The organism is Herbaspirillum sp. CAH-3 (genome assembly GCF_009668275.1).
GTDB lineage: Bacteria > Pseudomonadota > Gammaproteobacteria > Burkholderiales > Burkholderiaceae_D > Herbaspirillum > Herbaspirillum aquaticum.
Genome location: NZ_VSWE01000014.1, coordinates 1 through 26,889 on the forward strand (window position 1 = coordinate 1; position 26,889 = coordinate 26,889).

General features: G+C 63.0%; 23 protein-coding genes and 1 tRNA gene. 9 read left to right on the forward strand and 15 right to left on the reverse strand.

The window, feature by feature from the left end; translation table 11 throughout:
- Positions 1-593 precede the first annotated feature (593 nt).
- From FYB76_RS18060 to FYB76_RS18080, 4 genes are all read right to left on the reverse strand, one after another.
- Positions 594-678, reverse strand: a tRNA-Leu gene (locus tag FYB76_RS18060).
- Positions 679-755: 77 nt separating this feature from the next.
- Positions 756-1,196 (reverse strand): surface-adhesin E family protein, encoded by a 441-nt coding sequence (locus FYB76_RS18065; protein WP_088757492.1) that lies wholly within the window; start codon positions 1,194-1,196, stop codon positions 756-758.
- A gap of 288 nt (positions 1,197-1,484) precedes the next feature.
- Positions 1,485-2,564 (reverse strand): tartrate dehydrogenase, encoded by a 1,080-nt coding sequence (locus FYB76_RS18075; protein WP_088757493.1) that lies wholly within the window; start codon positions 2,562-2,564, stop codon positions 1,485-1,487.
- 210 nt (positions 2,565-2,774) lie between these two features.
- On the reverse strand, positions 2,775-3,713 hold the full coding sequence (locus FYB76_RS18080; protein ID WP_154134533.1) for a D-hexose-6-phosphate mutarotase: 939 nt from the start codon (positions 3,711-3,713) through the stop codon (positions 2,775-2,777).
- A 168-nt stretch (positions 3,714-3,881) separates the two neighbouring features.
- Between FYB76_RS18080 and FYB76_RS18085 the strand changes: the two genes are divergently transcribed.
- Positions 3,882-4,796: a LysR family transcriptional regulator gene (locus FYB76_RS18085; RefSeq protein ID WP_088757494.1), complete on the forward strand. Its 915-nt coding sequence runs from the start codon at positions 3,882-3,884 to the stop codon at positions 4,794-4,796.
- A gap of 159 nt (positions 4,797-4,955) precedes the next feature.
- Here the strand turns inward: FYB76_RS18085 and FYB76_RS18090 are convergent, their stop codons facing one another.
- Both FYB76_RS18090 and FYB76_RS18095 read right to left on the reverse strand, forming a co-directional pair.
- Positions 4,956-5,930 (reverse strand): LysR family transcriptional regulator, encoded by a 975-nt coding sequence (locus FYB76_RS18090; RefSeq protein ID WP_229297021.1) that lies wholly within the window; start codon positions 5,928-5,930, stop codon positions 4,956-4,958.
- 123 nt (positions 5,931-6,053) lie between these two features.
- Entirely contained in the window at positions 6,054-7,121 is a 1,068-nt protein-coding gene (locus FYB76_RS18095; RefSeq protein ID WP_088757497.1) for a substrate-binding domain-containing protein, read from the reverse strand.
- Between the two features lie 228 nt (positions 7,122-7,349).
- Between FYB76_RS18095 and FYB76_RS18100 the strand changes: the two genes are divergently transcribed.
- The 6 genes from FYB76_RS18100 to FYB76_RS18125 all read left to right on the forward strand — a co-directional run bounded on the left by FYB76_RS18100 (position 7,350) and on the right by FYB76_RS18125 (position 15,663).
- Positions 7,350-8,996 (forward strand): OFA family MFS transporter, encoded by a 1,647-nt coding sequence (locus FYB76_RS18100; protein WP_154134534.1) that lies wholly within the window; start codon positions 7,350-7,352, stop codon positions 8,994-8,996.
- A 491-nt stretch (positions 8,997-9,487) separates the two neighbouring features.
- Positions 9,488-9,964 (forward strand): formate dehydrogenase subunit gamma, encoded by a 477-nt coding sequence (locus tag FYB76_RS18105; protein ID WP_154134535.1) that lies wholly within the window; start codon positions 9,488-9,490, stop codon positions 9,962-9,964.
- On the forward strand, positions 9,964-11,526 hold the full coding sequence (locus FYB76_RS18110) for an NADH-quinone oxidoreductase subunit NuoF (protein ID WP_154134536.1): 1,563 nt from the start codon (positions 9,964-9,966) through the stop codon (positions 11,524-11,526). Before FYB76_RS18105 ends, FYB76_RS18110 begins: the two co-directional genes overlap by 1 nt.
- A gap of 52 nt (positions 11,527-11,578) precedes the next feature.
- The gene (gene fdhF / locus FYB76_RS18115) at positions 11,579-14,452 is read left to right on the forward strand and encodes a formate dehydrogenase subunit alpha (protein ID WP_154134537.1); all 2,874 of its coding nucleotides are present in this window, start codon (positions 11,579-11,581) and stop codon (positions 14,450-14,452) included.
- A gap of 79 nt (positions 14,453-14,531) precedes the next feature.
- Positions 14,532-15,374 carry a formate dehydrogenase accessory sulfurtransferase FdhD gene (gene fdhD, locus FYB76_RS18120; RefSeq protein ID WP_154134538.1) on the forward strand — a complete coding sequence of 281 codons (843 nt, stop codon included), beginning with the start codon at positions 14,532-14,534 and terminating at the stop codon, positions 15,372-15,374.
- A gap of 61 nt (positions 15,375-15,435) precedes the next feature.
- Complete coding sequence (locus tag FYB76_RS18125) at positions 15,436-15,663, forward strand: formate dehydrogenase subunit delta (protein ID WP_088757502.1); 228 nt, start codon at positions 15,436-15,438, stop codon at positions 15,661-15,663.
- Between the two features lie 87 nt (positions 15,664-15,750).
- On the opposite strand, the gene FYB76_RS18130 is transcribed toward FYB76_RS18125, so the two are convergent.
- Positions 15,751-16,251 (reverse strand): flavin reductase, encoded by a 501-nt coding sequence (locus tag FYB76_RS18130; RefSeq protein WP_154134539.1) that lies wholly within the window; start codon positions 16,249-16,251, stop codon positions 15,751-15,753.
- Positions 16,252-16,455: 204 nt separating this feature from the next.
- On the opposite strand from FYB76_RS18130, the gene FYB76_RS18135 reads away from it, so the two are divergent.
- Positions 16,456-17,382 carry a LysR family transcriptional regulator gene (locus FYB76_RS18135; protein ID WP_154134540.1) on the forward strand — a complete coding sequence of 309 codons (927 nt, stop codon included), beginning with the start codon at positions 16,456-16,458 and terminating at the stop codon, positions 17,380-17,382.
- Positions 17,383-17,407: 25 nt separating this feature from the next.
- Positions 17,408-17,731 (forward strand): antibiotic biosynthesis monooxygenase, encoded by a 324-nt coding sequence (locus FYB76_RS18140; protein WP_154134541.1) that lies wholly within the window; start codon positions 17,408-17,410, stop codon positions 17,729-17,731.
- 3 nt (positions 17,732-17,734) lie between these two features.
- Here FYB76_RS18140 and FYB76_RS18145 read toward each other — a convergent pair whose 3' ends face one another.
- The 8 genes from FYB76_RS18145 to FYB76_RS18180 all read right to left on the reverse strand — a co-directional run bounded on the left by FYB76_RS18145 (position 17,735) and on the right by FYB76_RS18180 (position 26,518).
- Positions 17,735-18,547 carry an alpha/beta fold hydrolase gene (locus FYB76_RS18145; protein ID WP_154134542.1) on the reverse strand — a complete coding sequence of 271 codons (813 nt, stop codon included), beginning with the start codon at positions 18,545-18,547 and terminating at the stop codon, positions 17,735-17,737.
- A gap of 141 nt (positions 18,548-18,688) precedes the next feature.
- On the reverse strand, positions 18,689-19,249 hold the full coding sequence (locus FYB76_RS18150; RefSeq protein ID WP_088756770.1) for a nuclear transport factor 2 family protein: 561 nt from the start codon (positions 19,247-19,249) through the stop codon (positions 18,689-18,691).
- Between the two features lie 114 nt (positions 19,250-19,363).
- Positions 19,364-20,182 (reverse strand): ABC transporter permease, encoded by an 819-nt coding sequence (locus FYB76_RS18155; RefSeq protein WP_154134543.1) that lies wholly within the window; start codon positions 20,180-20,182, stop codon positions 19,364-19,366.
- The gene (locus FYB76_RS18160; protein ID WP_088756766.1) at positions 20,179-20,976 is read right to left on the reverse strand and encodes an ABC transporter ATP-binding protein; all 798 of its coding nucleotides are present in this window, start codon (positions 20,974-20,976) and stop codon (positions 20,179-20,181) included. The genes FYB76_RS18155 and FYB76_RS18160 overlap by 4 nt, the downstream gene beginning before the upstream one ends.
- Positions 20,977-20,979: 3 nt before the next feature.
- Positions 20,980-21,939: an ABC transporter substrate-binding protein gene (locus FYB76_RS18165; RefSeq protein ID WP_284077855.1), complete on the reverse strand. Its 960-nt coding sequence runs from the start codon at positions 21,937-21,939 to the stop codon at positions 20,980-20,982.
- Between the two features lie 136 nt (positions 21,940-22,075).
- Positions 22,076-23,263 carry an acyl-CoA dehydrogenase family protein gene (locus FYB76_RS18170; RefSeq protein WP_088756763.1) on the reverse strand — a complete coding sequence of 396 codons (1,188 nt, stop codon included), beginning with the start codon at positions 23,261-23,263 and terminating at the stop codon, positions 22,076-22,078.
- 512 nt (positions 23,264-23,775) lie between these two features.
- Positions 23,776-24,174: an MchS3 family protein gene (mchS3, locus tag FYB76_RS18175; protein ID WP_229297022.1), complete on the reverse strand. Its 399-nt coding sequence runs from the start codon at positions 24,172-24,174 to the stop codon at positions 23,776-23,778.
- A gap of 232 nt (positions 24,175-24,406) precedes the next feature.
- The gene (locus FYB76_RS18180; protein ID WP_154134545.1) at positions 24,407-26,518 is read right to left on the reverse strand and encodes a TonB-dependent siderophore receptor; all 2,112 of its coding nucleotides are present in this window, start codon (positions 26,516-26,518) and stop codon (positions 24,407-24,409) included.
- Positions 26,519-26,889 lie beyond the last annotated feature (371 nt).

Below are 26,889 nucleotides of genomic sequence, written 5' to 3' on the forward strand. Positions count from 1 at the left end.
AAGTAGGGCCACGTTTATCACTCCGTTCTCCCGCTCGCTATCATGAGCAGGATTGTGGTCTAAACATGGGTCAACTTAGGATGCAAATTTCCGAGGAAAGTGGGTCAGATTTAAATGCAATTCAACAGCCAAGGATCATCTCTACCTGAAATGGGTAGACAAAATCGGCCAGGGACAGATGCGCTACTACGACGGCGCTGGCCGTGGGGTGGCGGACCTGGAAAGGCGGTACGCATAGGAAAAAATCAAGCAGCCCAGCGTCACCACCATTACCAGCAAAACAGGCGAAATCGCAGTGACAAGAAATCCGAGCTTTCCCAGCACCAATGCTACAAAGACAAGCGTCATCAGCAAGCCATAAAGCTTGTTGAGGCAGATAGCCCGCTTTGATTGGTCGACAGTTGAGGAGAGGAAGCCAGCATGCGAAGTAATTTATCAGCTTGCAGATATGCAAGCATGAAGCTCGATGTACCGAAATATACCGAACTACTTCAGGCGCTTTTTGAAGATTGACCAGGTCAAAATTGGTCAACTTTAGGGAGTGACTCGGTATAGCCGGATATCTTCCTTGATACCTAATCCCTGAAATCTACTGGTGCCGGGAGCCGGAATCGAACCGGCACGCCTTGCGGCGCGGGATTTTGAGTCCCGTGCGTCTACCTATTCCGCCATCCCGGCGACGCGAGCCAGCGATTATTACCGATTTCGCATTCCGGAGCAAGCCCTTCAAGCGCCCGGTCACGCCTCCACGGAAATTATTTACCGCACACCGCCTCAATGGCCCGCTCCCCGGTCGAGCCGGGAATGGGATCCTGCAGCTTCACGTCCGAATACGCCAGCTGCGGCGCCAGCAGCAACTGGCCTTGTCCATCAGGCTGCGCATACATCTTGCGGCTGCCAAAACCGAGCTGGCGGGCCGTGCAGTCAAAATAGGCGGTCGAGACCTCCGACAGGTAATACGTCTTGCTGCCCTGGCCCATCAGCAGCTGCGGACGGTTCCAGTTCAGCAGGATCTGCGCCTGCCGCACGCTGCGGGTGCTGACGATGCTGCTCTTGTCGATGAAGAAGCTGCCGATGTTGTTCTCCCCCAGCGGCATCCACTCGGCATGCGCCGGCAGGCTGGCCGCAGCCAGTACGGTGGCCAGCAGCAGGGACAGGCGTGGCGCGGAGAAGAAAGAAGAAAAGCGTGGATCCATATCGGGCAGGGCGCCGCGTCAGGTCAGCATCATGGCCAGCATGGCGACATCGTCTTCCAGCAACAGCACCAGCGTGATGCTCCAGAAGAGCAGCTCCGCCAGCAAGCGGTGTCCTGTCATGCGCAGGCTTGCAGCCATGTCCAACTCATCGATCGCGAAAAATGAAAGTGCGGCCATCCTAACATGCCCTTTACGATTGAACATGGCCGCACCGCATGAAATCCCCGCACGAAAAAATGGCCCGCACCAGGCGAGCCACTTGTTGCTGCAATACAGACCGGTCAGCAATCAGATCGCCGCAGCAATCGCGCGGCCCACTTCGGTGGTATTGCTCTTGCCGCCCAGGTCCGGCGTGGTCGGTCCGTTGACCAGCACCTCCTCGATGGCCGCCAGCATGGCGTCGTGCGCCTGGCGATACTTGCCTTCGCCATTGCCCAGGAAGTCCAGCATCATCGCGCCGGACCAGATGGTGGCCACCGGGTTGGCGATGTTCTTGCCGAAGATGTCCGGTGCCGAACCGTGCACCGGCTCGAACAGCGACGGCAGCTCGCGCGTGGGGTTGATGTTGGCCGAGGGCGCAATGCCGATGGTGCCGGCGCAGGCCGGGCCGAGGTCGGAGAGGATGTCGCCGAACAGGTTGGAAGCCACCACCACATCGAAGCGATCCGGGTTCAGCACGAAGTGCGCGGTCAGGATGTCGATGTGGTACTTGTCGCGGCGCACGTCGGGATACTTGGCGCCCATGGCTTCCACGCGCTCATCCCAGTAGGGCATGGTGATGGCGATGCCGTTGGACTTGGTGGCCGAGGTCAGGTGCTTCTTGGGACGGCTCTGCGCCAGGTCGAAGGCGAACTTCAGGATGCGGTCGGTGCCCTTGCGGCTGAACACCGATTCCTGGATCACGGTCTCGCGCTCGGTGCCTTCAAACATGCGGCCGCCGATGGCGGAGTATTCGCCTTCGGTGTTCTCGCGCACCACGTAGAAATCGATGTCGCCCGGCTTGCGGTTGGCCAGCGGGCAGGGCACGCCCGGCATCAGGCGCACCGGACGCAGGTTGACGTAGAGGTCGAAGTCGCGCCGGAACTTCAGCAGCGAGCCCCACAGCGAAACGTGGTCCGGCACCGTGGCCGGCCAGCCGACCGCGCCGAAGAAGATGGCTTCAAAACCCTTCAACTGATCGAACCAGTCATCGGGCATCATCTTGCCGTGCTGCGCGTAATAGCCGCAGTGCGCCCAGTCGAAATGGGTGAACTCGATGTCGATGCCGAACTTCTTGCTGGCGGCCTCGACCGCGCGCAGGCCTTCCGGCATCACTTCCTGGCCGATGCCGTCACCGGCGATCACGGCGATCTTGTGGGTCTTGCTCATCGTTGCTGCTCCTCTGGAGAAAGGGAAAACCGGCTGGCCGGATCTATCAAGTGCAGCCATCATAAATCGCTTCCTGCCCGGGATCATCCACGAACTGGTGATTTTATAAAACACGATTCGTGAACAGTGCAGAAAACGTCAACCATGAAAAAAGGCAGTGCCGTCATCACGGCACTGCCTTCTCCGGGGGCGTCTGCTGCAAGGGCGGCTTCAACCGCCCAGGGTCTCGCCCCAGATGCTCACGCCCATGGTGTGTTCGGCGCCCGGTTCCAGCTCCACCAGGTCCTCCATCACGTTGGCGGTCTCGATGCACAGCATGCGCTGCCAGGCATCATCGGCAAACTGCGACAGGCGGCGCGCCTTGCTCACCCAGGGGTTCCACACCACCGCCGAGGTCGAGCCGCTGGCCTCGATGTGGATGCGGCGGTTCCAGCCGTCGTCGCGGATGGCCAGGTGCGGCGGCAGGTCCAGGTAGATGCGGTCGGTCTCGCTGCTGACCACCAGGGGGCGCTTCTGCTCCCGCTCGGCCCAGCCTTCCAGGGTTTCGATGTAGCGGCGGCCTTCGAGGCCATCGACCGTCACGTTGTGGATGCTACTGACGGCAAAGTAGCTGTGCAGCGCCTGGGTCAAGGCGATGTGCTGTTCGCTGCCATTGCGGGTGGTGAGTTTGAGATGCAGGCGATCGTCCAGCAGGATCTCCAGCCGCAGTTCGATACCAGGCGGCAGGTGGCGCAGGGCGGGCGATTCGGTCGTGGGCGGGATGGCCAGCACCAGCCGTACGGTGTCGCCTTCGATGGCGTTTTCCATCAGCAGCCAGGGGATGCCGCGCACCAGGCCGTGCGCCGGCAGGCGGCCACCGGCGTGCAGGGCCTGTACCTGCGGCGGATTGCGCATGAGGTCGCCGAACCACGGCCAGCACACGGGGATGCCGCCGCGCACCGAATTGCCGGCCTCGAAGGCGGCTTCCTCGCTCATCCAGATCACCGGTTCCTGTCCGTGCACCTGGTAGCGCAGCACCTGCGCACCTTGCTCGGCGATGAGCAGTTCGGCGCGCTCGGTCTGCACGCGCAGGCATTGCAGCTGGTTGACTTCGATGCGCTGGATATGGGGAAGATCAGGCGGGAGTTCCTGCTCGTCGATGAGGCTCATGCTGCTGCTCCAAGATAATTCGTTGCGATTGCGCAAGACTGCCACATTTCCGGCGCTTGCGGGAGATTGCTCGCTTGCGCTGGCGATGCGCCGCGTATCGCCAGCGTGCAATGGATGACTGGCATGGCACTATAATCCACGGATCGTGGACTCCAATGCCTACACATCGTGAACAATTCTCCCCTGCTCGAAGACCTGCGCCTGTTCTGCGTGGTGGCCCGCCACAGCAACTTTGCCGAATCGGCGCGCGAAGTCGGCGCCTCGCCGGCCTACATCAGCAAGCGCATCGCCCTGCTGGAGCAGGCACTGGGTGTGCGCCTGTTCCATCGCACCACGCGCAGCGTGGTCATGACCGAAGATGGCGGCAACGTCCACGAATGGGCGCGCAAGATCCTCGATGATGTCGAGCAGATGATGGAAACCGTCAGCAGCGCCAAGCGCGTGCCGCGCGGACTGTTGAAGATCAGTACCAGTTTCGGCCTGGGGCGCAAGGTGGTGTCGCCCTTGCTGTCGCGCTTTGCCAGCGAACATCCGGAACTGAAGATACAGCTGGAGCTGGTGGACCGGCAGATCGACCTGGTCAACGAAGGCATCGACCTGGATATCCGGGTGGGTGCGGGGCATGAGCCGCACCTGTTCTCCAAGCGCATCCTGCCCAGCCAGCGCGTGCTGTGCGCCAGTCCGGCCTATCTCAAGAAACATGGCGCGCCCGCTGACCTGGCCGCGCTGCGCCAGCACCAGTGCCTGGTGATCCGCGAGCGCAACCAGTCCTTCGGGATCTGGCGCATGATGGGGCCCAAGGGGCAGGAGACCGTGAAGGTGTCGGGCGGGCTGGCCTCCAACCACGGCGAGATCATCCACCAGTGGGCGGTGGATGGGCACGGCATCATCCTGCGTTCGATCTGGGATGTGGCTGACAGCCTCAAGCGCGGACGGCTGGTGCGGGTGTTGCCGCAGTATTTCCAGGAGGCCGACCTGTGTGCGGTCTATCCGATGCAGTTGAAGAATTCGGCCAAGGTGCGGGAATGCGTGCGCTTCCTGCAGAAGCACCTGGATGTGACGGCGTCGTCGGCGACGGTGTGAGCAGATCGCCTCTCTGAATCTTCCACTTCCCCGTTCGGACTGAGTAGCGCCGCCAGGCGCGTATCGAAGGCGCTGCGCACGGTGCGTGTTCGATACGCCGCTGTGCGGCTACTCAGTCCGAACGGGGGAGGTGGTGCCAAAGGGCGGCGAGACTTGCGTTCAACGCCCCTCGAAGCGCAGTCGCACCAGACGTTCCAGCACCTGCGCCACCAGCGCCACCGAGGCATCTTCCGCGTGGCGGCGATGCTGCAGCAAGCGCAGCGGTGGCGCCTCCAGCGGCAGCGGCGGGCGCAGGCAGGCCAGCGCCACCGGATGCGCCGCAGTAGCGGCCGGCACGCAATGCATGGGCATGACCGCAATCAGGTCCGAGTCCTGCAACAGGGCCGGGGCCATCAGGAAATTCGGGATCACCATGCCCACGCGTCGACGCAGCCCCTGCATGGCGACCTGCTCGTCCATCATGCGGTTGAGGCTGTCGTGGCAGGCGATCTGCAGGTGCGGATACGCCAGCCAGCGCGCCAGCGTCAGCGAATGGGCGGCCGGATGATCGCGCCGCATGACGGCCACGCAGCGCTCCTGCAGCACTTCGCGCCCGCGCACCTGGCCGCTCGGCGCGGCACTGCCCAGCACCAGGTCGGTCTGGCCGCGTTCCAGGCGGGTGCTGGCGTCGGCGTCGCCCAGCCAGGTCTGGAATTCCAGGTCCAGTGCGGGCGCGGCCGTGGCCAGCTCCTGGTACAGCGCATGCGCCACCACTTGCGCCGGATAGTCCGGCATGAGGATGCGCACGCGCTGCGTCACTGCGGCTTGCGATGACAACTGCTGCGTGGGGCTGGCCGCCGGCGCATCGGCATCGCCGGCCAGCATCTGGCGCACCGTTTCGCGCAGCGCTTGCGCCTTGGCCGTCAGGCGCATCTGCGTGCCGCCGTCTTCGAGCAGCGGATCACGCAGCAACTGGCGGCATCGTTCCAGTGCACTGGCAGCGGCCGGCAGCGGCAGGCCCACGCGCGCGGCGGCGCGCGCCAGGTGGGCTTCATCGAGGACGGCGTCGAGCAGGCGCAGCAGGCGCGCATCCATTCCGGTCAGGGCGGGCAGGACGGGAGACAGGGCGGGGGAAAGGCTTGCAGCGGAATTCATGGCGCAGTGGGACGGTGGCAGCGAAGGAAAACTGGCCTGCTGCCAGGACGGCAGCAGGCCAGGGGCGCGAGTGTAGCCGCTTGGCCGGCTGCCCACAAGCGGCGCTTGGTGCAGCGTGGCGGTTTAGCCGAACGCTTCCTTGATGGTCTGGATCTTGCCCATGTCGGTGGCGTCATAGCCGGCCAGGTTGTTGACCACCTTGCGGAAACTGTCCGATTGCAGGATGTCGATCACCGAGCGGATCAGCGGATCCTGCAGCGAGGCCGCCGGCAGTGCGAAGAAGTAGCGCTCGCGCACCAGCGGGATGAAGCCCAGCCCGAAGCGTTGCGCCGCCGTCTGCACCCCGAAGCCGACATCGGCCATGCCGCTGGCGATGAAGGCGGCCACCGCCGAGTGGGTGAACTCGGTGTTCTCGAAGCCGTTGATCTTCTTGTGGGCGATGCCGGCGCCATTGAGCATCAGTTCCAGCAGCATGCGCGTGCCCGAACCGGCTTCACGATTGACGAAGCGCAGGTCGCTACGCGTGAGGTCGGCCAGGCCGCGCAAGCCCTTGGGATTGTCCGGTTCGATGAACAGGCCCTGGTTGCGGATGGCCAGGTGGATCAGGCAATCGCTGCGCTTGTTGAGCCACTTGGCATAGGTGGCGATGGCCGGTTTCTCGAACTCGCCCAGCGGCACGTGGAAGCCCGCCAGGTCGCATTCCTGGCGCGACAGCGCCGCCACGGCATCGGTGCTGTGGCGATAGCGCACTTCCACCGGCAGGCGCGCTTCATTGATCTTGTTGAGCAGCGCCGCCACCGCAAAGCCGTGGCTGGCGTTCAGGCGCACCTTTTCCGATTTGCCTTCCACGGTCTTGCCCAGTTCCACTTCCAGTTCCGAGGCCAGGCTGTCCAGGGTGGGGGACAGGCGCGCCGTCACCAGGCGATCTGCCCACAGCAGCTTGCTGGCGAAATCGGTCAGTGTGGTGCCACGGCCACGCCCGCTTTCGATCAAGGCGTTGCCGAACAGGCGCTCGGCCTCGCGCAACAGGCCCCAGGCATGCCGATAAGAATAGCGAGTCAATTGCGCGGCACGCGCAATCGAGCCGCTCTGCTGGATCGCAGTGAGCAGCGTCAACAAGTTGGCCGTGTCCAGCGCCGCCTCGTTGTCATAGGCGATTTCCCAGTGAGGTTTGATGTGGACTTTGAACATTTATGTGAAAGAAAGCATATTGAAACGGCCGATTATCGGTGATAATTTCGCGTCACTCTGCATAAATGATAGAAAATATATGCGGTGTTGTACATAAATAAATAAATTAAAAGAGAAGGATATCGCCGCAAAGATGGGCCAGTGTCACGATCTGGCCCTACCGGCTTTGCGATGCAATCCTTCCTTCGATTTACCCCATCACACACTCATAAAATATTCGGAGGAATAATGGCTTTCGATTTCCTGAACAAGGAACATACAGTCGCCAAGCCTGGCTTCAATCGCTGGCTGGTACCGCCAGCAGCTCTCGCAATCCACCTTTGCATCGGCATGGCCTACGGTTTCTCCGTGTTCTGGCTGCCGCTGTCCAAGGCCCTGGGCGTGACGGCCCCCATCGCCTGTGGCGCCGATATCGGCTTCTTCGCGCAGGTTTTCTCGTCCACCTGTGACTGGAAGATTTCCATGCTGGGCTGGATGTACACGATGTTCTTCGTCCTCCTGGGCATCTCCGCTGCGCTGTGGGGCGGCTGGCTGGAACACGCCGGTCCCCGCAAGGCCGGTGTCGTGGCGGCCATCTGCTGGTGCGGCGGCCTGCTGATCTCGGCCCTGGGCGTGAAGACGCACCAGATCTGGCTGATGTGGCTGGGCTCGGGCGTCATCGGTGGCGTCGGCCTCGGCCTGGGCTACATTTCGCCCGTGTCGACCCTGATCAAGTGGTTCCCTGACCGTCGCGGCATGGCCACCGGTATGGCCATCATGGGCTTCGGCGGTGGCGCGCTGGTCGGCACCCCGCTGGCCGATGCGCTGATGAAGAAGTTTGCCTCCCCCACTTCCGTGGGCGTGTGGGAAACCTTCGTGGTCATGGCCGTGATCTACTTCGTCTTCATGATGGCCGGTGCCTTCGGTTACCGTGTGCCGCCCACCGGCTGGAAGCCGGCTGGCTGGACCCCGCCGGTGGCCAAGTCCTCGGCGACCATGATCACCCAGAACCACGTGCACGTCTCCAAGGTCTGGGGCATTCCCCAGTTCTGGCTGGTGTGGCTGGTGCTCTGCCTGAACGTATCGGCCGGTATCGGCGTCATCGGCATCGCTTCGCCGATGCTGCAGGAAGTCTTCGGCGGCAAGCTCTTGGGCGTGGACATCGGTTTCAATGACCTGTCGGTCGAGCAGAAGGCCGGTATCGCGGCACTGGCTGCCGGCTTCACGGGCCTGATCTCGCTGTTCAACATCGGTGGCCGTTTCGCCTGGGCGTCGTGCTCGGACTTCTTCGGCCGCAAGATGACCTATGCCATCTTCTTCGTGCTGGGCTTCGTGCTCTACGTGAGCCTGCCGTGGTCGGCCAAGGCAGGCAACATCCCGCTGTTCGTGGGCGCAGTCTGCATCATCCTGTCGATGTATGGCGGCGGCTTCGCGACCGTCCCGGCTTACCTGGCCGACCTGTTCGGCACCCAGATGGTGGGCGCCATCCACGGCCGCCTGCTGACCGCGTGGGCAACCGCCGGCATCCTGGGTCCGGTGGTGGTGAACTACATGCGTGAGTACCAGCTGTCCCTGGGCATGCCCAAGAACGAGGTCTACAACACCACCATGTACATCCTGGCCGGCATGCTGGTGCTGGGCCTGATCTGCAACCTGCTGATCCGCCCGGTCGCGGCCAAGCACTTCATGACGCCGGAAGAACTGGCCCGTGAAAAGCAGCTGGCCCACGAAAAGTCGGCGGCCGACGCAGCCGTCACCGCCGGTTTGGGCGACATGTCGCAGATCGGCAGCGGCGGCAACCCGGTCGTCATCGGCCTGGCCTGGGCGGCCGTTGGCATTCCGCTGATCTGGGGTATCACCCTGGTGCTGCAGAAGTCGGCCGTGCTGTTCCGTTGATTAGGTAAAAGCTAATTGACTGCTTGATTGTTCGGTTACGCAGTTTTGTAAAGAATCAGTCAAGCCATCTCGTATCATCCGCAGGCCGGCTCCACCCGGCCTGCACGCAGGACCGCAGCGGCGAAAGCCGCTGACACAAGCTGCCATGGCCCCGTGAACCAGGGCGGCTTGTGTCAGCGACTATCAAAAAACAGGAGCATGGCCCGTCCCCCGGTAAGGGCAGGCCAGCATCCGCAGTGTTCACACCAACCCATCAAGGCAGGGAGAACATGCAACAACGGAGACAAGCTGGTTCATCTCGCACGGCCGTGCGCGCCCTTCACCGGGGCAGCGTCATGCCGCCGCATTGTTCTTCCCATCCCCTGATCTGCTTTCCCCAGGCCGCACCTCCCTAGGCGCGGCCATTTCCTTTCATTCGTCATTTGCGCGGTCCGCAGGAGATCCTCCGGGAGAAGGACAAGGTCCGCATTGAAGCAACACAGGAGGCAACAATGAAGCGGCAACAGGTTTTCGACGTGGCGGCGGTGCGCGGCATCATCGCCGAGCGCAAGGACATGGCCGGTGCCATGCTCCCCATCCTGCACGGTATCCAGGACAAGGTCGGCTACATCCCGGCCGATGCGGTCCCGATGATCGCCAGCGAGCTGAACGTCTCGCGCGCCGAGGTGCATGGCGTGATCTCGTTCTATCACTTCTTCCGGCAGGAACCGGCCGGTCGCCACGTGGTGCAGGTGTGCCGCGCCGAGGCCTGCCAGGCGCGCGGCAGCGAAGCCCTGGCCGAGCACGCGCAGAACGTGCTGGGCTGCGGTTTCCATGAAACCAGCGCCGATGGCCAGTTCACGCTGGAGCCGGTGTATTGCCTGGGCCAGTGCGCCATCGGTCCCAATCTCACTCTCGACGACGAGCTGCACGCCCGCGTCGATGCAGACAAATTCAAGCGCCTGATCCAGGCCAAGCGGGAGGCATGATGAGCACGCACGAACCCGTGACCATTTACGTCCCGCGCGACTCCACCGCGCTGGCCCTGGGCGCCAATGAAGTCGCCGCCGCCATCGCCGCCGAAGCGCAACAGCGCGGGCTGTCCATCAAGCTGGTGCGCAACGGCTCGCGCGGCATGTTCTGGCTGGAGCCGCTGGTGGAAGTGGCCACCGCAGCCGGGCGCGTGGCCTATGGGCCGGTGGCGCCCGAGGATGTCAGCGGACTCTTCGATGCGGGCCTGCTCACCGGAGGCCAGCACAAGCTGCACCTGGGCCTGACTGAAGAAATCGGCTTCCTCAAGAACCAGGAGCGCCTGACCTTCGCGCGGGTCGGCATCATCGATCCGCTCTCGCTGGAGGATTATCTGGCGCATGAAGGTTATGCCGGATTGAAGAATGCGCTGGCCAAGACACCGGAGGCCATCGTCCAGCAGATGATCGATTCCGGCCTGCGTGGCCGGGGTGGTGCGGCCTTCCCGACCGGCATCAAGTGGCAGACCGTGCTGCGCGCACCGGCCTCGCAGAAGTACGTGGTCTGCAATGCCGATGAGGGCGACTCCGGCACCTTCTCCGACCGCATGATCATGGAAGACGATCCCTTCACGCTGATCGAAGGCATGACCATTGCCGCCGTCGCGGTGGGGGCGACCGAGGGCTACGTCTACGTGCGTTCCGAATATCCGCATGCGATTGCCACGATGAACGAAGCCATCGCCATCGCCACCGAACGTGGCTACCTGGGAGATGACATCCTCGGTTCCGGTAAATCTTTCCGTCTGGAAGTGCGCAAGGGTGCCGGGGCCTACATCTGCGGCGAAGAAACCGCCATGCTGGAAAGCCTCGAAGGCAAGCGCGGCGTGGTGCGCGCCAAGCCGCCGCTGCCGGCCATCGAAGGCCTGTTCGGCAAGCCGACCGTGATCAACAACCTGATCTCGCTGGCCTCGGTGCCGGTCATCCTGGCGCGCGGTGCGGACTACTACAAGAACTACGGAGTAGGGCGCTCGCACGGCACGCTGCCATTCCAGCTGGCTGGCAACATCAGGCAAGGTGGCCTGGTGGAGAAGGCGTTCGGCCTGACGCTGCGCCAGCTGCTGGAAGACTTCGGTGGCGGCAGTGCCTCGGGACGTCCGCTTCGCGCGGTGCAGATGGGCGGGCCGCTGGGGGCGTACCTTCCGCCCTCGCAATTCGATACGCCGCTCGACTATGAAGCTTTCGCCGCGATCGGCGCGATGATCGGGCATGGCGGGCTGGTGGCGTTTGACGATAGTGTCGATATGGCCAAACAGGCCCGCTACGCCATGCAATTCTGTGCAGTCGAATCCTGTGGCAAGTGCACCCCTTGCCGCATCGGCTCCACGCGCGGCGTGGAAGTGATCGACAAGATCATCGCCAACCAGGAACGGCCGCAGCAGATCCACCTGTTGAAGAGCCTGTGCGACACCATGGTCAACGGTTCGCTCTGCGCCATGGGCGGCATGACGCCGTTCCCGGTGCTGTCGGCCCTGAACCATTTCCCCGAAGACTTCGGCGCGCCCGGCGAACAGGCAGCCTGACCCCATCAGCGAATCAGCGCACCAGCGCTCATCGAATGCAAGGAGTTGCACCATGAACCAGCTCAACGAAACGGATTACGGCACCCCCGCACGTGCCTCGGAACAGATGGTCACGCTGGAGATCGACGGCGTGGCCGTGACGGTCCCGGCCGGTACCTCGGTCATGCGCGCCTCGGTCGAGGCCGGCATCAACGTCCCTAAACTGTGCGCCACCGACACTCTGGAGCCCTTCGGTTCCTGCCGCCTGTGCCTGGTGGAAATCGAAAAGGATGGCCGCAAGATGAAGGGCTATCCGGCCTCCTGCACCACGCCCTGCGAGCCGGGCATGAAGGTGCAGACGCAGACCCCCAAGCTGGCCGAGATCCGTCGTGGCGTGATGGAACTCTACATCTCCGACCACCCGCTGGATTGCCTGACCTGTCCCACCAACGGCAACTGCGAACTGCAGGACATGGCCGGCGTGGTCGGCCTGCGCGAAGTGCGTTATGGCTACGAGGGCGAGAACCACATCCAGATGAAGAAGGATGAATCCAATCCCTATTTCACCTATGACCCTTCCAAGTGCATCGTCTGCAACCGCTGCGTGCGGGCCTGCGAAGAAACGCAAGGCACCTTTGCGCTGACCATCAATGGCCGCGGCTTCGAGTCGCGCGTGTCGGCCGGGCAGATGGAAGCCTTCATGGAATCCGAATGCGTCTCCTGCGGTGCCTGCGTGGAGGCCTGCCCGACCGCGACCCTGACGGAAAAGACCGTCATCATGCTGGGCCAGGCCGAGCACAGCAAGGTCACCACCTGCGCCTATTGCGGTGTGGGCTGCTCCTTCAAGGCCGAGATGAAAGGCAATGAAGTCGTGCGCATGGTGCCGTACAAGGACGGCAAGGCGAACCAGGGCCACTCCTGCGTCAAGGGCCGCTTCGCCTGGGGCTATGCGACCCACAAGGACCGCATCCTCAACCCCATGATCCGCAAGAGCATCAACGATCCCTGGCGCGAAGTGTCGTGGGAGGAAGCGCTGTCGTACGCGGCCAGCGAGTTCCGCCGCATCCAGGCCAAGCATGGCAAGGATTCCATCGGCGGCATTACCTCTTCCCGCTGCACCAACGAAGAAACCTACCTGGTCCAGAAACTGGTACGTGCCGCCTTCGGCAACAACAACGTCGATACCTGCGCCCGCGTCTGCCACTCGCCGACCGGGTATGGCCTCAAGCAGACGCTGGGTGAATCGGCCGGGACGCAGACCTTCGAATCGGTGATGAAGTCCGACGTCATCCTCATCATGGGCGCCAATCCGGCGGCCGGCCATCCGGTGTTTGCTTCGCAGATCAAGCGCCGCGTGCGCCAGGGCGCCAAGCTGATCGTGATCGATCCGCGCACCACCGAGATGGTCAAGTCGCCGCACCTGAAGGCGGACTATCACCTGAAGCTGCGCCCCGGCACCAACACCGCCATCATCACGGCGCTGGCCCATGTGGTCCTCTCCGAAGGCCTGCAGAACGAGTCCTACATCCAGGAACGCTGCGACCTGCAGTCGTACCAGGACTGGAAGCAATTCGTCCTGCGCGAAGACAATTCGCCCGAAGCCATGGCTGCCATCACCGGCGTGCCCGCCGAGATCATCCGTGGCGCGGCTCGCCTGTATGCCACCGGCGGCAATGCTGCGATCTATTACGGCCTGGGTGTGACCGAGCATGCGCAGGGTTCGACCACCGTGATGGGCATCGCCAACCTGGCCATGTGCACCGGCAACGTCGGCCGCGAAGGCGTGGGCGTGAACCCGCTGCGCGGACAGAACAACGTGCAGGGCTCCTGCGACATGGGTTCCTTCCCGCATGAACTGCCGGGCTATCGCCACATTTCGGATTCCACCGTGCGCGGCCAGTTTGAACAGGCCTGGGGCGTGACGCTCAATCCGGAGCCGGGCCTGCGCATTCCCAACATGTTCGATGCGGCCCTCGATGGCAGCTTCAAGGGCCTGTATTGCGAAGGGGAAGACATCGTCCAGTCGGACCCGAATACCCAGCACGTGGCAGCGGCCTTGCAGGCCATGGAATGCATCGTGGTGCAGGACCTGTTCCTGAACGAAACGGCCAAGTATGCGCACGTCTTCCTGCCTGGTTCGTCCTTCCTGGAAAAGGATGGCACCTTCACCAACGCCGAGCGCCGCATCTCGCGCGTGCGCAAGGTGATGCCGCCCAAGGCCGGCAAGTCCGACTGGGAAGTCACGGTGGCCCTGGCCGAAGCGCTGGGTTATCCGATGCCGTACAATCACCCCTCGGAAATCATGGACGAGATCGCCGCCCTGACCCCCAGCTTCCATGGTGTGAGCTACGACAAGCTGGAGAAACTCGGCAGCATCCAGTGGCCCTGCAACGAGGCAGCGCCGGAAGGCACGCCCATCATGCACGTGGGCAGCTTCATTCGCGGCAAGGGCAAGTTCATCAACACGCAGTATTTCGCCACCGACGAGAAGGTGACGCAGCGTTACCCGCTGATCCTGACCACCGGCCGCATCCTGTCTCAGTACAACGTGGGTGCGCAGACGCGCCGCACCGAGAACTCGCAATGGCATAGCGAAGACCGGCTGGAAATCCACCCGCACGATGCCGAGGACCGTGGCATCCGCGAGGGCGACTGGGTCGGCGTGGAGTCGCGTGCAGGCCAGACCGTGCTGCGGGCGACGGTGACCGAGAAGGTGCAGCCGGGGGTGGTCTATACCACCTTCCACTTCCCCGAATCGGGTGCCAACGTCATTACCACCGACAACTCCGACTGGGCCACCAACTGCCCCGAGTACAAGGTGACGGCGGTGCAGGTGATGCCGGTGACGCAGCCCTCGCAATGGCAGCAGCACTACGAGCGCTTCAACCGTGCGCAGCTTGATCTGCTCAAGGGCGAGGCGCCGGCGGAACCCTTGGTGACGAAGTAAGCGGTACGGGCCCGATGGGCTCGTGCCGGCATGATTTCCGCAGACACGAGCCCAACCCATCCGCATCAGGCAGGACAGCATGAACCCACGCAACAGCAGCAGCCCCCTCATTGACGACACCACCGGCGACTACGCCACCTTCGCCCGCGTGCAAGTGGATCGCTGGCGCGATGGCCAGCGCGAGACGGTCGAGGATGTAGTCGCCGAGGAAGTCCCCATCGCCCTCGAATACAACGGCATCTCGCACGCCGTGATGATGGCCACGCCCGCCGACCTGGAAGATTTTGCGCTGGGCTTTTCGCTCACCGAAGGCATTTTGGCCGCCCCGGGCGAGTTGTATGAATGCGAGATCGTCCCCGGCTGCGAAGGGGTGCAGGTCCAGATGCGCATCGCCACCGAGCGCTTCGTGGCGCTCAAGGAAAAACGCCGCAACCTCACCGGGCGTACCGGCTGCGGGCTGTGTGGTGCGGAGACGCTGGAGCAGGCGGTGCGGCATCCGCAGGCAGTGCGCGGTGGCGCGGTGTTTTCGGTGGAGCAGGTGCATGCGGCCTTCGAGCAGATGCAGGCCGGGCAGCAATTGCAGCAGGCCACCGGTGCCACGCATGCGGCGGCGTGGATGGATGTTTCCGGCCGCATCGTGCTGGTCCGCGAGGATGTGGGCCGCCACAATGCGCTGGACAAGCTCATTGGCGCGCTGGCAGAAGAGGGTGCCGATTTTGCACAGGGTGCGGCCATCATCACCAGCCGTGCCAGTTACGAGATGGTGCAGAAGGCGGCCACGGTCGGCATCGGGTTCATCGCCGCCGTGTCAGCCCCGACCGCCTTGGCGATCCGGCTGGCCGACGAGACGGATGTGACGCTGCTGGGCTTCGTGCGCAAGCAGGGCCACGTGGTGTATGCGCGGCCGCAGCGCTTGCGGTGAACCGGCGGCGCGGATGAAGAGTTGACGGACAATCGATGAACAAAGCAGGAGGAGACGCATCATGAATACCGAACACCTGGTCAAGATGGCCAACCAGATTGGCAGTTTCTTTTCCACCATGCCGGACCGCGACCAGGCCATGGCCGACCTGGCCTCGCACCTCAAGCGCTTCTGGGAGCCGCGCATGCGCAAGGCCTTCCTGGCGCATATCGAGAAGACCCAGGGAGAGGGCGTGGATGCCATCGTGCTGGAGGCGGTGAACCGGCATATGCAGCAGTTGGCGGTGTAGGGCTGCTACGTGCTTGTGACTTCGTGGAAACCGCTCAGCTTGCTGGGCGGTTTTTTTTATGACGGAGCGGGCTCTGCAGCGCTTGCCTCACGCCGCCAACGCCACCTCCGCCGCAATCCGGTGAAAGCGCCTTCCAAAATAAGCCAGCCCATCGGCTTGCGATGCGGCCAGGCGGATGTGCCGGATCTCCACGAACAACACGCTGTGCGTGCCCGCCTGTTGCTGCAGCACGATGTCGCCCTCCAGCACCGCGAGTGCATCGGGCAACACCGGCTGGCCGTAGTCACCGGTCTCCCAGCCCACCTGCGCCATGCGTTCTTCGGCCGCCAGCCCGGTCATGCCGGCAATCATGCGCGCCACGTCTTCGTGATGACCGGCCAGGATGTTGATGCACAGCCGTCCGTTGCCCACCAGGATGGGATGGGCTGCACTCTTGACGTTGATGCACACCAGCACCGTGGCCGGGTCGTCGGAGACCGAACTGACGGCGCTCACCGTCATGGCTGCGCGTCCTGCAGGACCATCGGTGGTGATGATGTTGACCGCAGCCGAGAGACGCGCCATGGCGTCGCGAAAATCTTGCTTCATGGTAGGTCCGTCCAAAAAAGAGATGACATCCGGCACAAGGCTTCGTATCCTTTGCGCCATCAGCAATGTCGTCTGCGGCGCCGTCTGGCGGATGTCGATCAGCAGGTGAGAGGGAGAACGCATCGCCTATGAAAGCCTGCGTCCTGGGATGAACAATAGACCCTGCACAAATGGCGGGTCAAATGATTGTCTGGAATGTTCCGCATGAAGCAAATGAATATCGGCGCAGTGGACTTGAACCTGCTCAAGACCTTCATCGTCATCTGGGAGTTGCGCAGCCTCACCGCTGCCGCCGACCGCCTGCACCTGACCCAGCCCGCCGTGAGCCACGCCCTGCGCCGCCTGCGCGAAATGTTCGATGATCCGCTCTTCGTGCGCAGCACCAGCGCCATGGTGCCCACCGAAACAGCGATCCGGCTGCATGAGCCCATCGCCCGCGCCCTCGGCATCATCCACGAGGCCCTGCATACCCACGCCAGCTTCGATCCGGCCACGGCCACGCGGACCTTCCACCTGGTCATGTCGGACATGTCGTGCAGCCACGTGCTGCCCTTGCTGATGGAAGAACTGGCCCACGCCGCGCCGCACGTCTCCATCGAAGTGCAGCAGATGGCCATGGAAAACCTGGGCGCAGCCATGCGCAATGGCGACATCGACCTGGCCTTCGGCTACCTGCCGGGCCTGCCCGAGGATTGCCAGAGCCAGCTGGTACTCAATGACGACTACGTGTGCATGCTGCGCAAGATCCATCCCCAGGCCAGCGAGCCGCTGACCATGGAGAGCCTGCTGCAGCTGCGCTACGTCTACGCCAACACCAATATCACCGGCCACCAGCTGGCCGAGGATGTGCTGCGCAACGCCGGCGTGAAGCGCGATTTCGCCTTGCGCATGCCGCACTTCACGGTGGCCCCGCAGATCGTGCGCGGTACCGACCTGGCGCTGTTCCTGCCGCGCAGCATCGCCGAGCGCCACAACGTCGATGAGGCCTGCGTGCTGCTGGACCTGCCGCTGGAAATGCCGCGCATCCCGGTGAGCATCTACACCCATACGCGCTTCTCGGCGGACTCGGGCATCCAGTGGCTGCGCAGCCTGCTCATCGAAATGTTCGGACGCGAGGCCGAGAACGCCTGATTCTTCCCCGTACTGGAGTCACATCATGAGCATTGCCGTCACCGGAGACGTTCCCTACTACGCCGTCATCTTCACTTCCCTGCGCACGGAGGGCGATAATGGCTATGGCGAGATGGCCGAAGCCATGGTGGAGGCGGCGTCGCGCCAGCCCGGTTTCCTGGGGCTGGAGTCGGCGCGCGAAGGGGTGGGCATCACCGTGTCTTACTGGGCGAGCCTGGAGGCCATCGCTGCGTGGAAACGCGACCTCGACCACCAGCTGGCCCAGCGCCTGGGACGCAAGCAATGGTACGAGGCCTACAAGACACGGATCTGCAAGGTTGAGCGCGATTACGCTTTCACCCGCGAGTAAGCGTCAGCAACTGCGCTGCAGGAAATCCATCACCGCTGCTGCAAAGAGGTCTGGCATCTGGTCCGGCATGGGGACCATGCCGTCCTCCAGTGTCAGCCACTGGCTGCCGGCAATGGCCTGAGCGATACGTTCGCTGTAGGGCGCAGCGTGGGGATCGCGCCCTGCCCGCAACACCAGCGTGGGCGCGCGGACCAGGCCGATGCGATCTTCCATGTGATAGTTGCGCACCACGATATGGCCATGCGAGGCCATCGCTCCGGCCTTGAGGGCATCGACCATGAAGCGTGTCAGCAGGTCGGTGTCGCCTTGCGGATAGAAGGGCTCGCGGCGCTGCCACAGCTCCTGCAGGTGCGCGCCATCGCTGCGCACCTCCACATCGTCCACGGTGCGCTTGCCCGCGTGGGCGCTGCGCCGTGCTGCGTCGTTGTAGGGACAGGAAGACAGCACCAGCGCCACCACCCGCTCAGGAGCCGACGCCGCGATTTCCATGGCCGTGACGGCACCGGTATGGTGGCCGACCACGGCGGCCTTGCGGATGCCCAGCTGGTCCATCACTTCCAAGGCGAGGCTGGCCCAGCGCTCGATGCTGTGCTCAGCCGGCGGCGGCTTGCAGGAGTCGCCAAAGCCAAGCGTGTCGATGGCGATGGGCCGGTAGCGCTGCGCCAGCAGCGGCAGCACGTCGCGGAATTCGTCCCAGGAACGCGGAGTCTGGTGCAGCAGCAGCACGGGCAATCCTTCGCCCATGCTGGCGACGTGCAGCGGGCCGGCGCTGGTGGGGATGAACTGGCGCAGGAGGACGGGATGGGCAGGAGGCATGGGAATGGCTTTCCGACGCGGTGAAGAGGGCGCAGCCTCTTCCCGGTCAACTCAGTTACAACGAACGGCAGCGTGCATCACCAAACGATATAAATGATTTGTATCGTTTGATTTGTATCGTTTGAAGATTCCAGCGCTTCGTTACTTCATCAGCACCGAATAGGTCGGCACATTGTTGGCCCAGCCGGAGGCCAGCGGTGCCACGAACACGTTCTCGGTACGGGTGCGCGCGATCTTCCACACCCCGTCGACCTTCTTGAACAGGTTGTTGAGCCGGCTGGAGCGCAGCAGCGAGGAGCCGTCGCCGAAGATCCAGGGCTGGCAGTGCACCCACTGGCCATCGGCATGCGTGCATTCGGCATTGACGTGGATCTGTTCCGAGGTCAGGTAGTGCACGTTCAAGAGCAGTTCCGGATCTTTCTTCTGGCCCCAGAAGGCCTGGAAGTGCTTGCGGATCGCATCCTTGCCGACGGCCTGGCCGAACTGGCCCTCGTAGTAGGAACCGACGCCTTCCCAGATGGCGTCTTCGGCATAGAGCTCGAGGATCTTCTCGATGCGTTCGGCGTCATCGGCCACCGGCTCGGGGCAGGGCGTGTCGCACAGGAACATGTAGCGCGCCTGGATGCGGCGAATGTCGGCCTCGGCTTCGAGGATGTCGAGGCGGCGTTTGAGTTGCTGGATTTCCTGGGTGAAGTCGGTCATGGTGCCTGGTCTCTCGTGATCTTGATCTTGTATGGATGGGAAAAGCCAACCCTGCATACAAGCGCAGGGTTGGCAGCGGCGATCAGTGCATCGCCGCGAGGAGGGGCTTGGGGCTTACAGGTAGCGCGCCAGCAGCTTGCGGGTAGCGATACGCAGGACGCGGTCAAACAGGTAGCCCAGCAGGCCCAGCGCGATGATGCCCACGAACACCCACTCGGTACGGCTGAAGTTGCGCGCCGTCCAGATCAGGGCGCCCAAGCCTTCGCGGGCCGAGACGATTTCCGCCGAGACCACCGTCAGGAAGGAATTGCCCATCGCGATGCGGGCGCCGGTGACCATGAAGGGCACGGTCGAGGGCAGGATCACGGTAGTCAGGATCTTCCATTGGCCGGCACCCAGCGAGGCCGCTGCACGCAGGCGCAGCGGGTTTACCGCTTGCACGCCGGCGATGGTGTTGAGCGTGACGATGAACACCGTGGTGTAGAAGATCAGCGCGATCTTCGATAGTTCGCCGGGGCCAAGCCAGATCACGGCCAGGGTGACGAAAGCGATCGGCGGGATGAAGCGGAAGAACTCGATGTAGGGATCGAGCAATTGCCGCACCAGGTCAAAGCGGCCCATGAAGATGCCCAGTGGTACGCCGATGGCCACACCCGCACCCCAGCCGGCCAGGATGCGCCCGGAGGAGGCCAGCACCGATTGCTGCAGGGTGCCGTCGGCAATCAGTTCCAGCGCGGCGGCCCAGGTCATCGAGACCGAGGGCAGGAACAGCGGCGAGGTGGTCATCGAGACCAGTTGCCACAACACCAGGCCGCCGACGATGGCGACCACCGAGATCAGGAAAGGACGGGCTGCTTTCATGCGACGACCCAGGTTGGATGGCATGGCCGACTCTTGTGCCGTCGGGGAGGCTGTCTGTGTGAGCTGGGTCATTGTACGGATTCCTCTTCAATCAAACCTTGTGCGCGCAGTACGCGCGTAACTTCTGCACCGATGTCGTCGCGGATGCGGGCATACAGTGCCATGCAGGCGGGGTCGGCCGGATCGCGCGGATGCGGCAGGTCGACTTCTTCGATGGTCTTGATGTGGGCGCGCGGACCGGCCGTCATGGTCACCACGCGGTCGGCCAGCAGGATGGCTTCCCAGATGTCGTGGGTGACGAAGACGATGGTACAGCCGGTGCTTTTCCAGATGCGGTCCAGCTCGCTTTGCAGCACCTCGCGGGTCTGCGCATCGAGGGCGCCGAAGGGCTCATCCATCAGCACCACCGAGGGTTCATTGACCAGCACCCGGGCAATCTGCGCACGCTGGCGCATGCCGCCGGAGAGCTCGGCCGGGAACTTGTCGATGGCGTGTTTCAGGCCGACCAGCGAGACATAGCGCTCGGCGGCAGAGCGGCGTTCAGCGGCCGGGATGCCGCGCAGCTTGAGACCGTACTCGACGTTTTCGCGCACCGACAGCCACGGGAACAGCGCCTCGGACGACTGGAACACGACGCCGCGATCCAGCCCCGGTCCCTTGACGCGCTTGCCGGCCACGCTGATCTCGCCGGCGACATCCTGGAAGCCCGCAATCGCATTGAGCAGGGTGGACTTGCCGCACCCCGAGGGGCCCAGCAGGCAGATGAATTCTCCTGCGCGGATATCGAGGTCGATGCCGGCCATGATCTCGTTCTTGCCGATGGTCAGGCCGACGCGCTTGATGGAAACTGAAGATCCATGTCCCATGGCTTACCCCTTGTAGAAACCGCGTTGCAGGATCTTGCTCATGTCCACCGGCGCCTTGATGGCCTGTTTCGACAGCAGGAATTCGCCAATGGCGTTGGCGGTCTTGAGATCGGTGTCGGTGAAGTCGCGCACGATGGGCTCCATGTCCTTGAGCGAATTCAAGGTCTGCGGTACCGGGATGCGGGTGATGGCCTGCACCGATTGCGCCGCGCGCGGCGGATCCTTGCGGGTGATCTCGGAGGCTTCGGCCAGGGCCTTGAGGATGTTGCCGGCCACTTCCTTGTTGGCGGCCAGCCAGTTGGCATTGGCCGAGAGCCACAGGGTGCTGGTGTAGCCGACGTCGCCGGCGGTCATGAGGATGTGGCCGCCTTGCTGCACGCCCAGCGTGGGCCACGGTTCCCAGACGAAGTAGGCATCGATGTCGCCACGGGCCAGCAGGGCGGGCAGTTCCGGCGGACCGGAGCGCACCATCTCTACCTTGGTGGCATCGATGTTGAGGGTCTTCAGGGTCAGGCCGGTGACGTATTCCGAGACCGAGCCGGCGACGATGCCGAACTTCTTGATCTTGTCGGCCGAGGTGATGGCCTTGCGTGCCACCAGCTTGACGTAGGTCTTGGATTGATAGGTCACGGCCAGCGGACGCAGTTCGGCGCGCGAGAGGCGCACGATGTGCGTGGGTTCGCCGGCACAGCCCAGCTGCACCTGGTTGGCCACCAGCGCGTTGAGCGCTTCGCCGCCGTCGGTATAGGACTGCACGGTGACGTTGGGGGCGCCGTATTTGGCGAAGAGCTTTTCGTTGGCGGCGACGTAGAAGGCCGTGAAGACGGGATCAGCGCCGACGCCGATGATGACGGGCGCGCCCTGGGCCAGGGCTGGCAAGGCGGGCGCAGCGCCTGCGGCGAGCATCGAGGCGGCGCCGAGCAGCAGCTTGCGGCGTTGTGGCGAAACGGTGGAGTGGGTCACGGCTGGGTCCTCTTTGTAAAGTTGGTGAAACGCCAGTGGAGATGGCAGGCACGGCAGTAACAAAGGCAAAACACGGGGTGCGCTTGCGCCTGCAGCGCAGGCATGAGCGCAGGCAATTTTCAGGAGGGGAGGCGCATCAGCGCTTGATCCCCAGCTTTGCAAAAAGCGCGCCAGCGCTTTCGTAATTCAATTCCGACAGTGCCGCGTGCTGCGTCACCACCATCGCATCACGCACGATGCGCTGCAGGCGGTGGGTGCGCTGGATGGCGGCCATGCCGGCAGCCTGGTAGGCGTCGTTGACGACTTCCATCGAGACCCGCGCGGCATAGGTGGCCGAGAGCTTGAGCATCATGTCGATCTCTTCGGTGACGGGGTTGCCCGCCACGATCTGTTCCCAGGCCTGTTCGCAGGCGTCGTAGAAGAACATGCGGGCGCTGCGCCACTTGGCTTCGGAGACGCCGAGCTTGATCTTGTAATACGCGCGGTCCGACAGGCGCAGCGCACCCGGCATGATCTTGGCGCCACCGGCCATGTCGGTGACGATGTCCAGTGCGGCGCGCGCCAGGCCGATATTGACGGCTGCATGCACTTCAGCCTGGTAGGCCAGGGCCGGATAGCGATACAGCGGCTCATCGATGAGGCCGGCCGCACCACGGGCACAGGTCCATTCGTGGGCCACGAACTTGTCCTTGAGGCGGGTATCGTGGCTGCCGGTGCCTTGCATGCCGACCACGTTCCAGTTGTCCACGATCTCGATTTCAGACGCCGGCATCACGGCCATGAGCGCGGGCTTTTGCGTACCGTCGTCCGGGCCGCTGGTGTCCTTGATGCCCACGCCGATCCAGTCTGCGCCCTTGCAGCCGCTGGCGAAGTGCCAGCGCCCGGTAATTTCCCATCCGCCGGGGACGGCCTTGGCTTCCTGCAGCGGATAGAGGCCGCCGGCATAGACCTGGTCGGGGCCGCTTGCGTAGATCTTGCGCTGCGTTTCGATGGGCAGGGCGGCGAGATAGGTATTGGCCGAACCGAAGGCCGCGACCCAGCCGGCCGAGCCATCGGCCTTGGAGATGCGTTCGACCATGGCCAGGAAGGGCGCCGGGGCCAACGCTTCGCCACCGAACTTGCGCGGCGTGCCGCTGCGGAAGATGCCGGCCTTCTTCATGGTGGCCACGATGTCGCGTGGCACGTGGCCCAACTGGTCGAACTCGTCGCGGCGCGCAGTCACTTCCGCAATGAGCGTATCCATTTCGGGAGAGTCCGCATGCGGAGGGGCAGCGGTGACGATTTTTTTCTGGACGGGATAAACATCGAGCGTGATCGAATTCATGGCACACCACTTTGGTTGAAAGGAGGTAGCTGAGTGTCGTCCTGGGTCAAATCAGGGTCAAATTCTATTTAGGAATTGGCCGAATGAATATTAGTAATAATGATTAGGCTGCTCCGGGATGGCACGCAGGCTTGTGCATGGTGCACCCGCATGATGCGCGAAACCCGCACGGAGAGGGCGTTTGGCGCGATCCTGCACCAAACGCGAGAGGGCCGATGCCCTGCTTGGAGAAGTATTTGCAGTATTGATGCGGCTAATCGGTGGTGCGGATTTGCCTGGAGTGGAGGGGACTGACTACCATGAGGGCCGAGATTGAAGGGAAACACTGTTCAGTTTCGTCATAGGCTCCTTCTGGCCTTCATTTCGGGCGGACTTCTTCGGGAGTCCGCCACTTTTCGTTTTCTCTTTTTACTTCCCGTTTGACTTGTCTTCTTTCCCTGCAGACCTTGCGGCGCGGGGATGTCTTCTTTTTCTGTTACGTGTTGATTCCGTGTGCCGGTGCGGCGTGACGCCTAACGCCAATGCACATCGGCGCAGCCGTGCTGTGCGATGGTCTGCAATTGATCTTGTATGGATTCACGTTGGAGGATGTCTGTACGCAAAACAGAGACATGACCGCCTTCCTTGCGCAGTTCGTTCGTGAGTTGCACAAATTGCGCCGCGTTCAGCTTGTGCAGGGCACAGGCCGCGTAGAGCCGCGCTTCTTTGGTGGCGGAGCCGTCGTCGATCAGCCGTGTGAAGAGTTCCAGCGCGGCCGGGGATTGCAGCAAGCGGCGATAGCGTTGTTCGCTTTCACTGATGTGGCCGATGAAACCGACCTGGCCGAGGGCGAAGGTGGGGGTCTGGCGCAGGAGGGAGAGATCGTCCGCTGCGCTCTCCGTGGCATGGATGCAGGGAGGTGTGAGCAGCATCAATCCATACATTGCCAGTGATCGTGACAGTGGCAAGCATCTCTTTGGTTTCATGGCAGTTTCTTCCGGGCAGGGGAGGGGGGAAACGGCATGATGCCTCAACAAGCAAGCCGTGGTGCGCTCCTGGCCGCCCATGCAATGAATGAAGCAGCATATGTCGAATCATTTGGATAAAAAAAATCGGCCGCATAAAAGCGGCCGATCTTGAATCACGAGAATGCAGTGCAGGCAATCAGTAACGATACCCCAGCGTCAGCAAGATGGTCCGGTCATCCCCCAAGGCCACCGCACGCGCCAGACCGCCCGCGTAATAGTGGGTATTGAAGATGTTCTTGACGTTGAGCGCAGCGCGCCAGCGTTCGGCGTTGTAGGCCACGCCGGTATCGGCCAGCACGTAGCCGGGCAGGGTATAGCCATTGGTGCGCATCATGCTCTGGCCGTGCACGCCGCCATTCCACTCCCATCCGGCCAGTTGGCCCTTGAAGCGATAACGGGCGCTGGTGGTGAAGTTGTGGCGCGGGACGTTGTCCAGCCACTGGCCCACGGTGGTGCTGCGCTGGCCGCCGTCATCGGTCACGATGGCCGCCGTATAGGAGTAGCCCGCGTTGAGGCTCAGGCCATTGCGCAGGTCCGAGGTCACGCTGATCTCGCCGCCCTGCGAACGCTGTTCACCCACGGCAATGTTGAAGCCGGTGTTGTTGGGATCGCTCACCAGCACGTTGCGGCGACGCAGGTCGAACACGGCCACGTTCACGCTGGTGCGGCCTTCGTCGAGGTCGAACTTCACGCCGGCTTCCCATTGCTTGCCGGTCTCGGGCTTGAAGGTGCCGCCGCTCACATCGGTGCCGCTGTTGGGATAGAACGAGGTCGCGTAGCTGATGTAGGGACGTACTCCGCGAACCAGCTCATACATCAATGCGGCCGAGCCCGTCGTGGCGCTGGCCGGATTGTCGGTATGCGCGCCGGTGCGCAGGTTGGTCGAGTAGGTCGAGACGTTGTCGTAGCGCAGGCCGGTCAGCAATTGCCAACGTTGGCCGAAGCTGATCTTGTCGCGTGCATACAAGCCGGTATCGCGGATGCTGGTCGAGGTGTAGGTGGTGGGGGTGGTCGGGCAATTCAGGCGCGCGCCATACACCGGGTTGTAGACGTTGAGCGCCGCCACCGTGCAGGTGTAGGACAGCGTGTCCTCGCGTGAATTGAGATAGTCCGTCCCCAGGGTGATCTCGTGCTTGCCGAAGTCCGTATTGAAGCTGCGCTGGATATTGGTATCGATGCTGAAGGTCTGGCCTTCATAGGTCTGGTCCGTACCGGTGCGCGTGAGACTGCGGCCGGTGTTCGACAGGACATTGTTGGCCACCAGCTGCCCGCTCATCTCGAACTGCTGGTAACGCACGTTGTTGTTGAGCGTCCAGCCGTCATCGAAGCGGTGCGTCAGCGCATAGCCGATGCGGGTTTCATTGGCCGCATACGGACGTGCGCCCGGTTCGCCGATGAAGAGGCTGCGCGGCAGCGCGCCGTTGACGTTGCTGTTGATCGAGCCCGACAGCGGCAGCCCTTGCTGGCGCACGTAGTTGCGTTCCTGGTAGCTGGTCAGGATGGTGAAGTCGGTACGCGCACCCAGGTCCAGCGACAGCGAGGGCGCGATGTAGCGGTTCTTGAACCACACGTTGTCGGTGGCATCGTTCGAGTTGGAAATGAGACCGTTGATGCGCAAGGCCTGCTTGCCGTTTTCCGACAGCGACTTGTTCAGGTCCACGGTGCTCTGGTAGAAGTCGTGGCTGCCCACGGTCACGTCGACGTTGGCGAAGTCATTGCCCTGCGGACGCTTGCTGACCATGTTGACCAGCCCGCCCGGCAGCACCAGCCCGTACAGCAGCGAGCCCGGGCCCTTGAGCACTTCGACCTGCTGCAGGCCGAACAGCTGCTCGGCCACGCGCGAGCTGGCGGTGGTGCGCAGGCCATCCAGATACAGCGAATCGGAAGCGACCTGGCCACGGATGATCAGGTCATCCCAGCCGCGCCGGCCGTATTGCTGCGCGACCACGCCGGGCACGTTCTCCAGCGCATCGGCCAGCGACACGGCTTGCTGGCTGTCCAGCATGGAGCGCGTGACCACCGATACCGATTGCGGGGTTTGCGACAGCGGCGTAGTCGATTTGTTGACCTGGCTTTGGGTGGCCTTGAACTTGGTGTCGTTGACGCCATCGGCCACCACATCGACGGTGGGCAATTGCGCAGCGGCCGCGCTGTTGTCCGTGCCGGCAGTCTGCGCCAGGACGGTGGAAGCGGGCAAAACGGAAAAGGCGAGGAGGACGGCGAGGGCGCCGGGAGAAAGGGAGGGCATGAATCAGATAATAATGAGAATAATTACTATTCATGATATCGCATTCTTGTGCTTGGCAACAAATATTTACTGATCGTTTGCATCTTGTCGCCTGGCGCGCGTGCAGTGCGTTTGGCGCGTTGCATCAATCAGGAGCCAGGCTTCAGACCTTGAACGGCGGGAATGAAGCAGTCGCCCGAAAGCCCCCGTCTCATGCGCCGATCCATTCATATTGCCGTGCGAGAACGTGAGCGCGCCGTTCATGGCATCTGCTCAAATTTTTCATCTGAAATAAGTTTGACCCGCCCGAATCGCGCTGCTATCTTGGAACCGGTTCCAAAAGATTCATATAAACGAGCAGCCCGGAACCTTCAGGCAAATCAACCGACGCA

What these genes read in the sequence shown, in the direction of transcription:
- FYB76_RS18065 (WP_088757492.1), bottom strand. Translation starts at nt 1,196, where the DNA reads ATGGATCCACGCTTTTCTTCTTTCTTCTCCGCGCCACGCCTGTCCCTG.
- FYB76_RS18075 (WP_088757493.1), bottom strand. Translation starts at nt 2,564, where the DNA reads ATGAGCAAGACCCACAAGATCGCCGTGATCGCCGGTGACGGCATCGGC.
- FYB76_RS18080 (WP_154134533.1), bottom strand. Translation starts at nt 3,713, where the DNA reads ATGAGCCTCATCGACGAGCAGGAACTCCCGCCTGATCTTCCCCATATC.
- FYB76_RS18090 (WP_229297021.1), bottom strand. Translation starts at nt 5,930, where the DNA reads ATGAATTCCGCTGCAAGCCTTTCCCCCGCCCTGTCTCCCGTCCTGCCC.
- FYB76_RS18095 (WP_088757497.1), bottom strand. Translation starts at nt 7,121, where the DNA reads ATGTTCAAAGTCCACATCAAACCTCACTGGGAAATCGCCTATGACAAC.
- FYB76_RS18100 (WP_154134534.1), top strand. Translation starts at nt 7,350, where the DNA reads ATGGCTTTCGATTTCCTGAACAAGGAACATACAGTCGCCAAGCCTGGC.
- FYB76_RS18105 (WP_154134535.1), top strand. Translation starts at nt 9,488, where the DNA reads ATGAAGCGGCAACAGGTTTTCGACGTGGCGGCGGTGCGCGGCATCATC.
- FYB76_RS18110 (WP_154134536.1), top strand. Translation starts at nt 9,964, where the DNA reads ATGAGCACGCACGAACCCGTGACCATTTACGTCCCGCGCGACTCCACC.
- fdhF (WP_154134537.1), top strand. Translation starts at nt 11,579, where the DNA reads ATGAACCAGCTCAACGAAACGGATTACGGCACCCCCGCACGTGCCTCG.
- fdhD (WP_154134538.1), top strand. Translation starts at nt 14,532, where the DNA reads ATGAACCCACGCAACAGCAGCAGCCCCCTCATTGACGACACCACCGGC.
- FYB76_RS18125 (WP_088757502.1), top strand. Translation starts at nt 15,436, where the DNA reads ATGAATACCGAACACCTGGTCAAGATGGCCAACCAGATTGGCAGTTTC.
- FYB76_RS18130 (WP_154134539.1), bottom strand. Translation starts at nt 16,251, where the DNA reads ATGAAGCAAGATTTTCGCGACGCCATGGCGCGTCTCTCGGCTGCGGTC.
- FYB76_RS18135 (WP_154134540.1), top strand. Translation starts at nt 16,456, where the DNA reads ATGAAGCAAATGAATATCGGCGCAGTGGACTTGAACCTGCTCAAGACC.
- FYB76_RS18140 (WP_154134541.1), top strand. Translation starts at nt 17,408, where the DNA reads ATGAGCATTGCCGTCACCGGAGACGTTCCCTACTACGCCGTCATCTTC.
- FYB76_RS18145 (WP_154134542.1), bottom strand. Translation starts at nt 18,547, where the DNA reads ATGCCTCCTGCCCATCCCGTCCTCCTGCGCCAGTTCATCCCCACCAGC.
- FYB76_RS18150 (WP_088756770.1), bottom strand. Translation starts at nt 19,249, where the DNA reads ATGACCGACTTCACCCAGGAAATCCAGCAACTCAAACGCCGCCTCGAC.
- FYB76_RS18155 (WP_154134543.1), bottom strand. Translation starts at nt 20,182, where the DNA reads ATGACCCAGCTCACACAGACAGCCTCCCCGACGGCACAAGAGTCGGCC.
- FYB76_RS18160 (WP_088756766.1), bottom strand. Translation starts at nt 20,976, where the DNA reads ATGGGACATGGATCTTCAGTTTCCATCAAGCGCGTCGGCCTGACCATC.
- FYB76_RS18170 (WP_088756763.1), bottom strand. Translation starts at nt 23,263, where the DNA reads ATGAATTCGATCACGCTCGATGTTTATCCCGTCCAGAAAAAAATCGTC.
- mchS3 (WP_229297022.1), bottom strand. Translation starts at nt 24,174, where the DNA reads ATGCTGCTCACACCTCCCTGCATCCATGCCACGGAGAGCGCAGCGGAC.
- FYB76_RS18180 (WP_154134545.1), bottom strand. Translation starts at nt 26,518, where the DNA reads ATGCCCTCCCTTTCTCCCGGCGCCCTCGCCGTCCTCCTCGCCTTTTCC.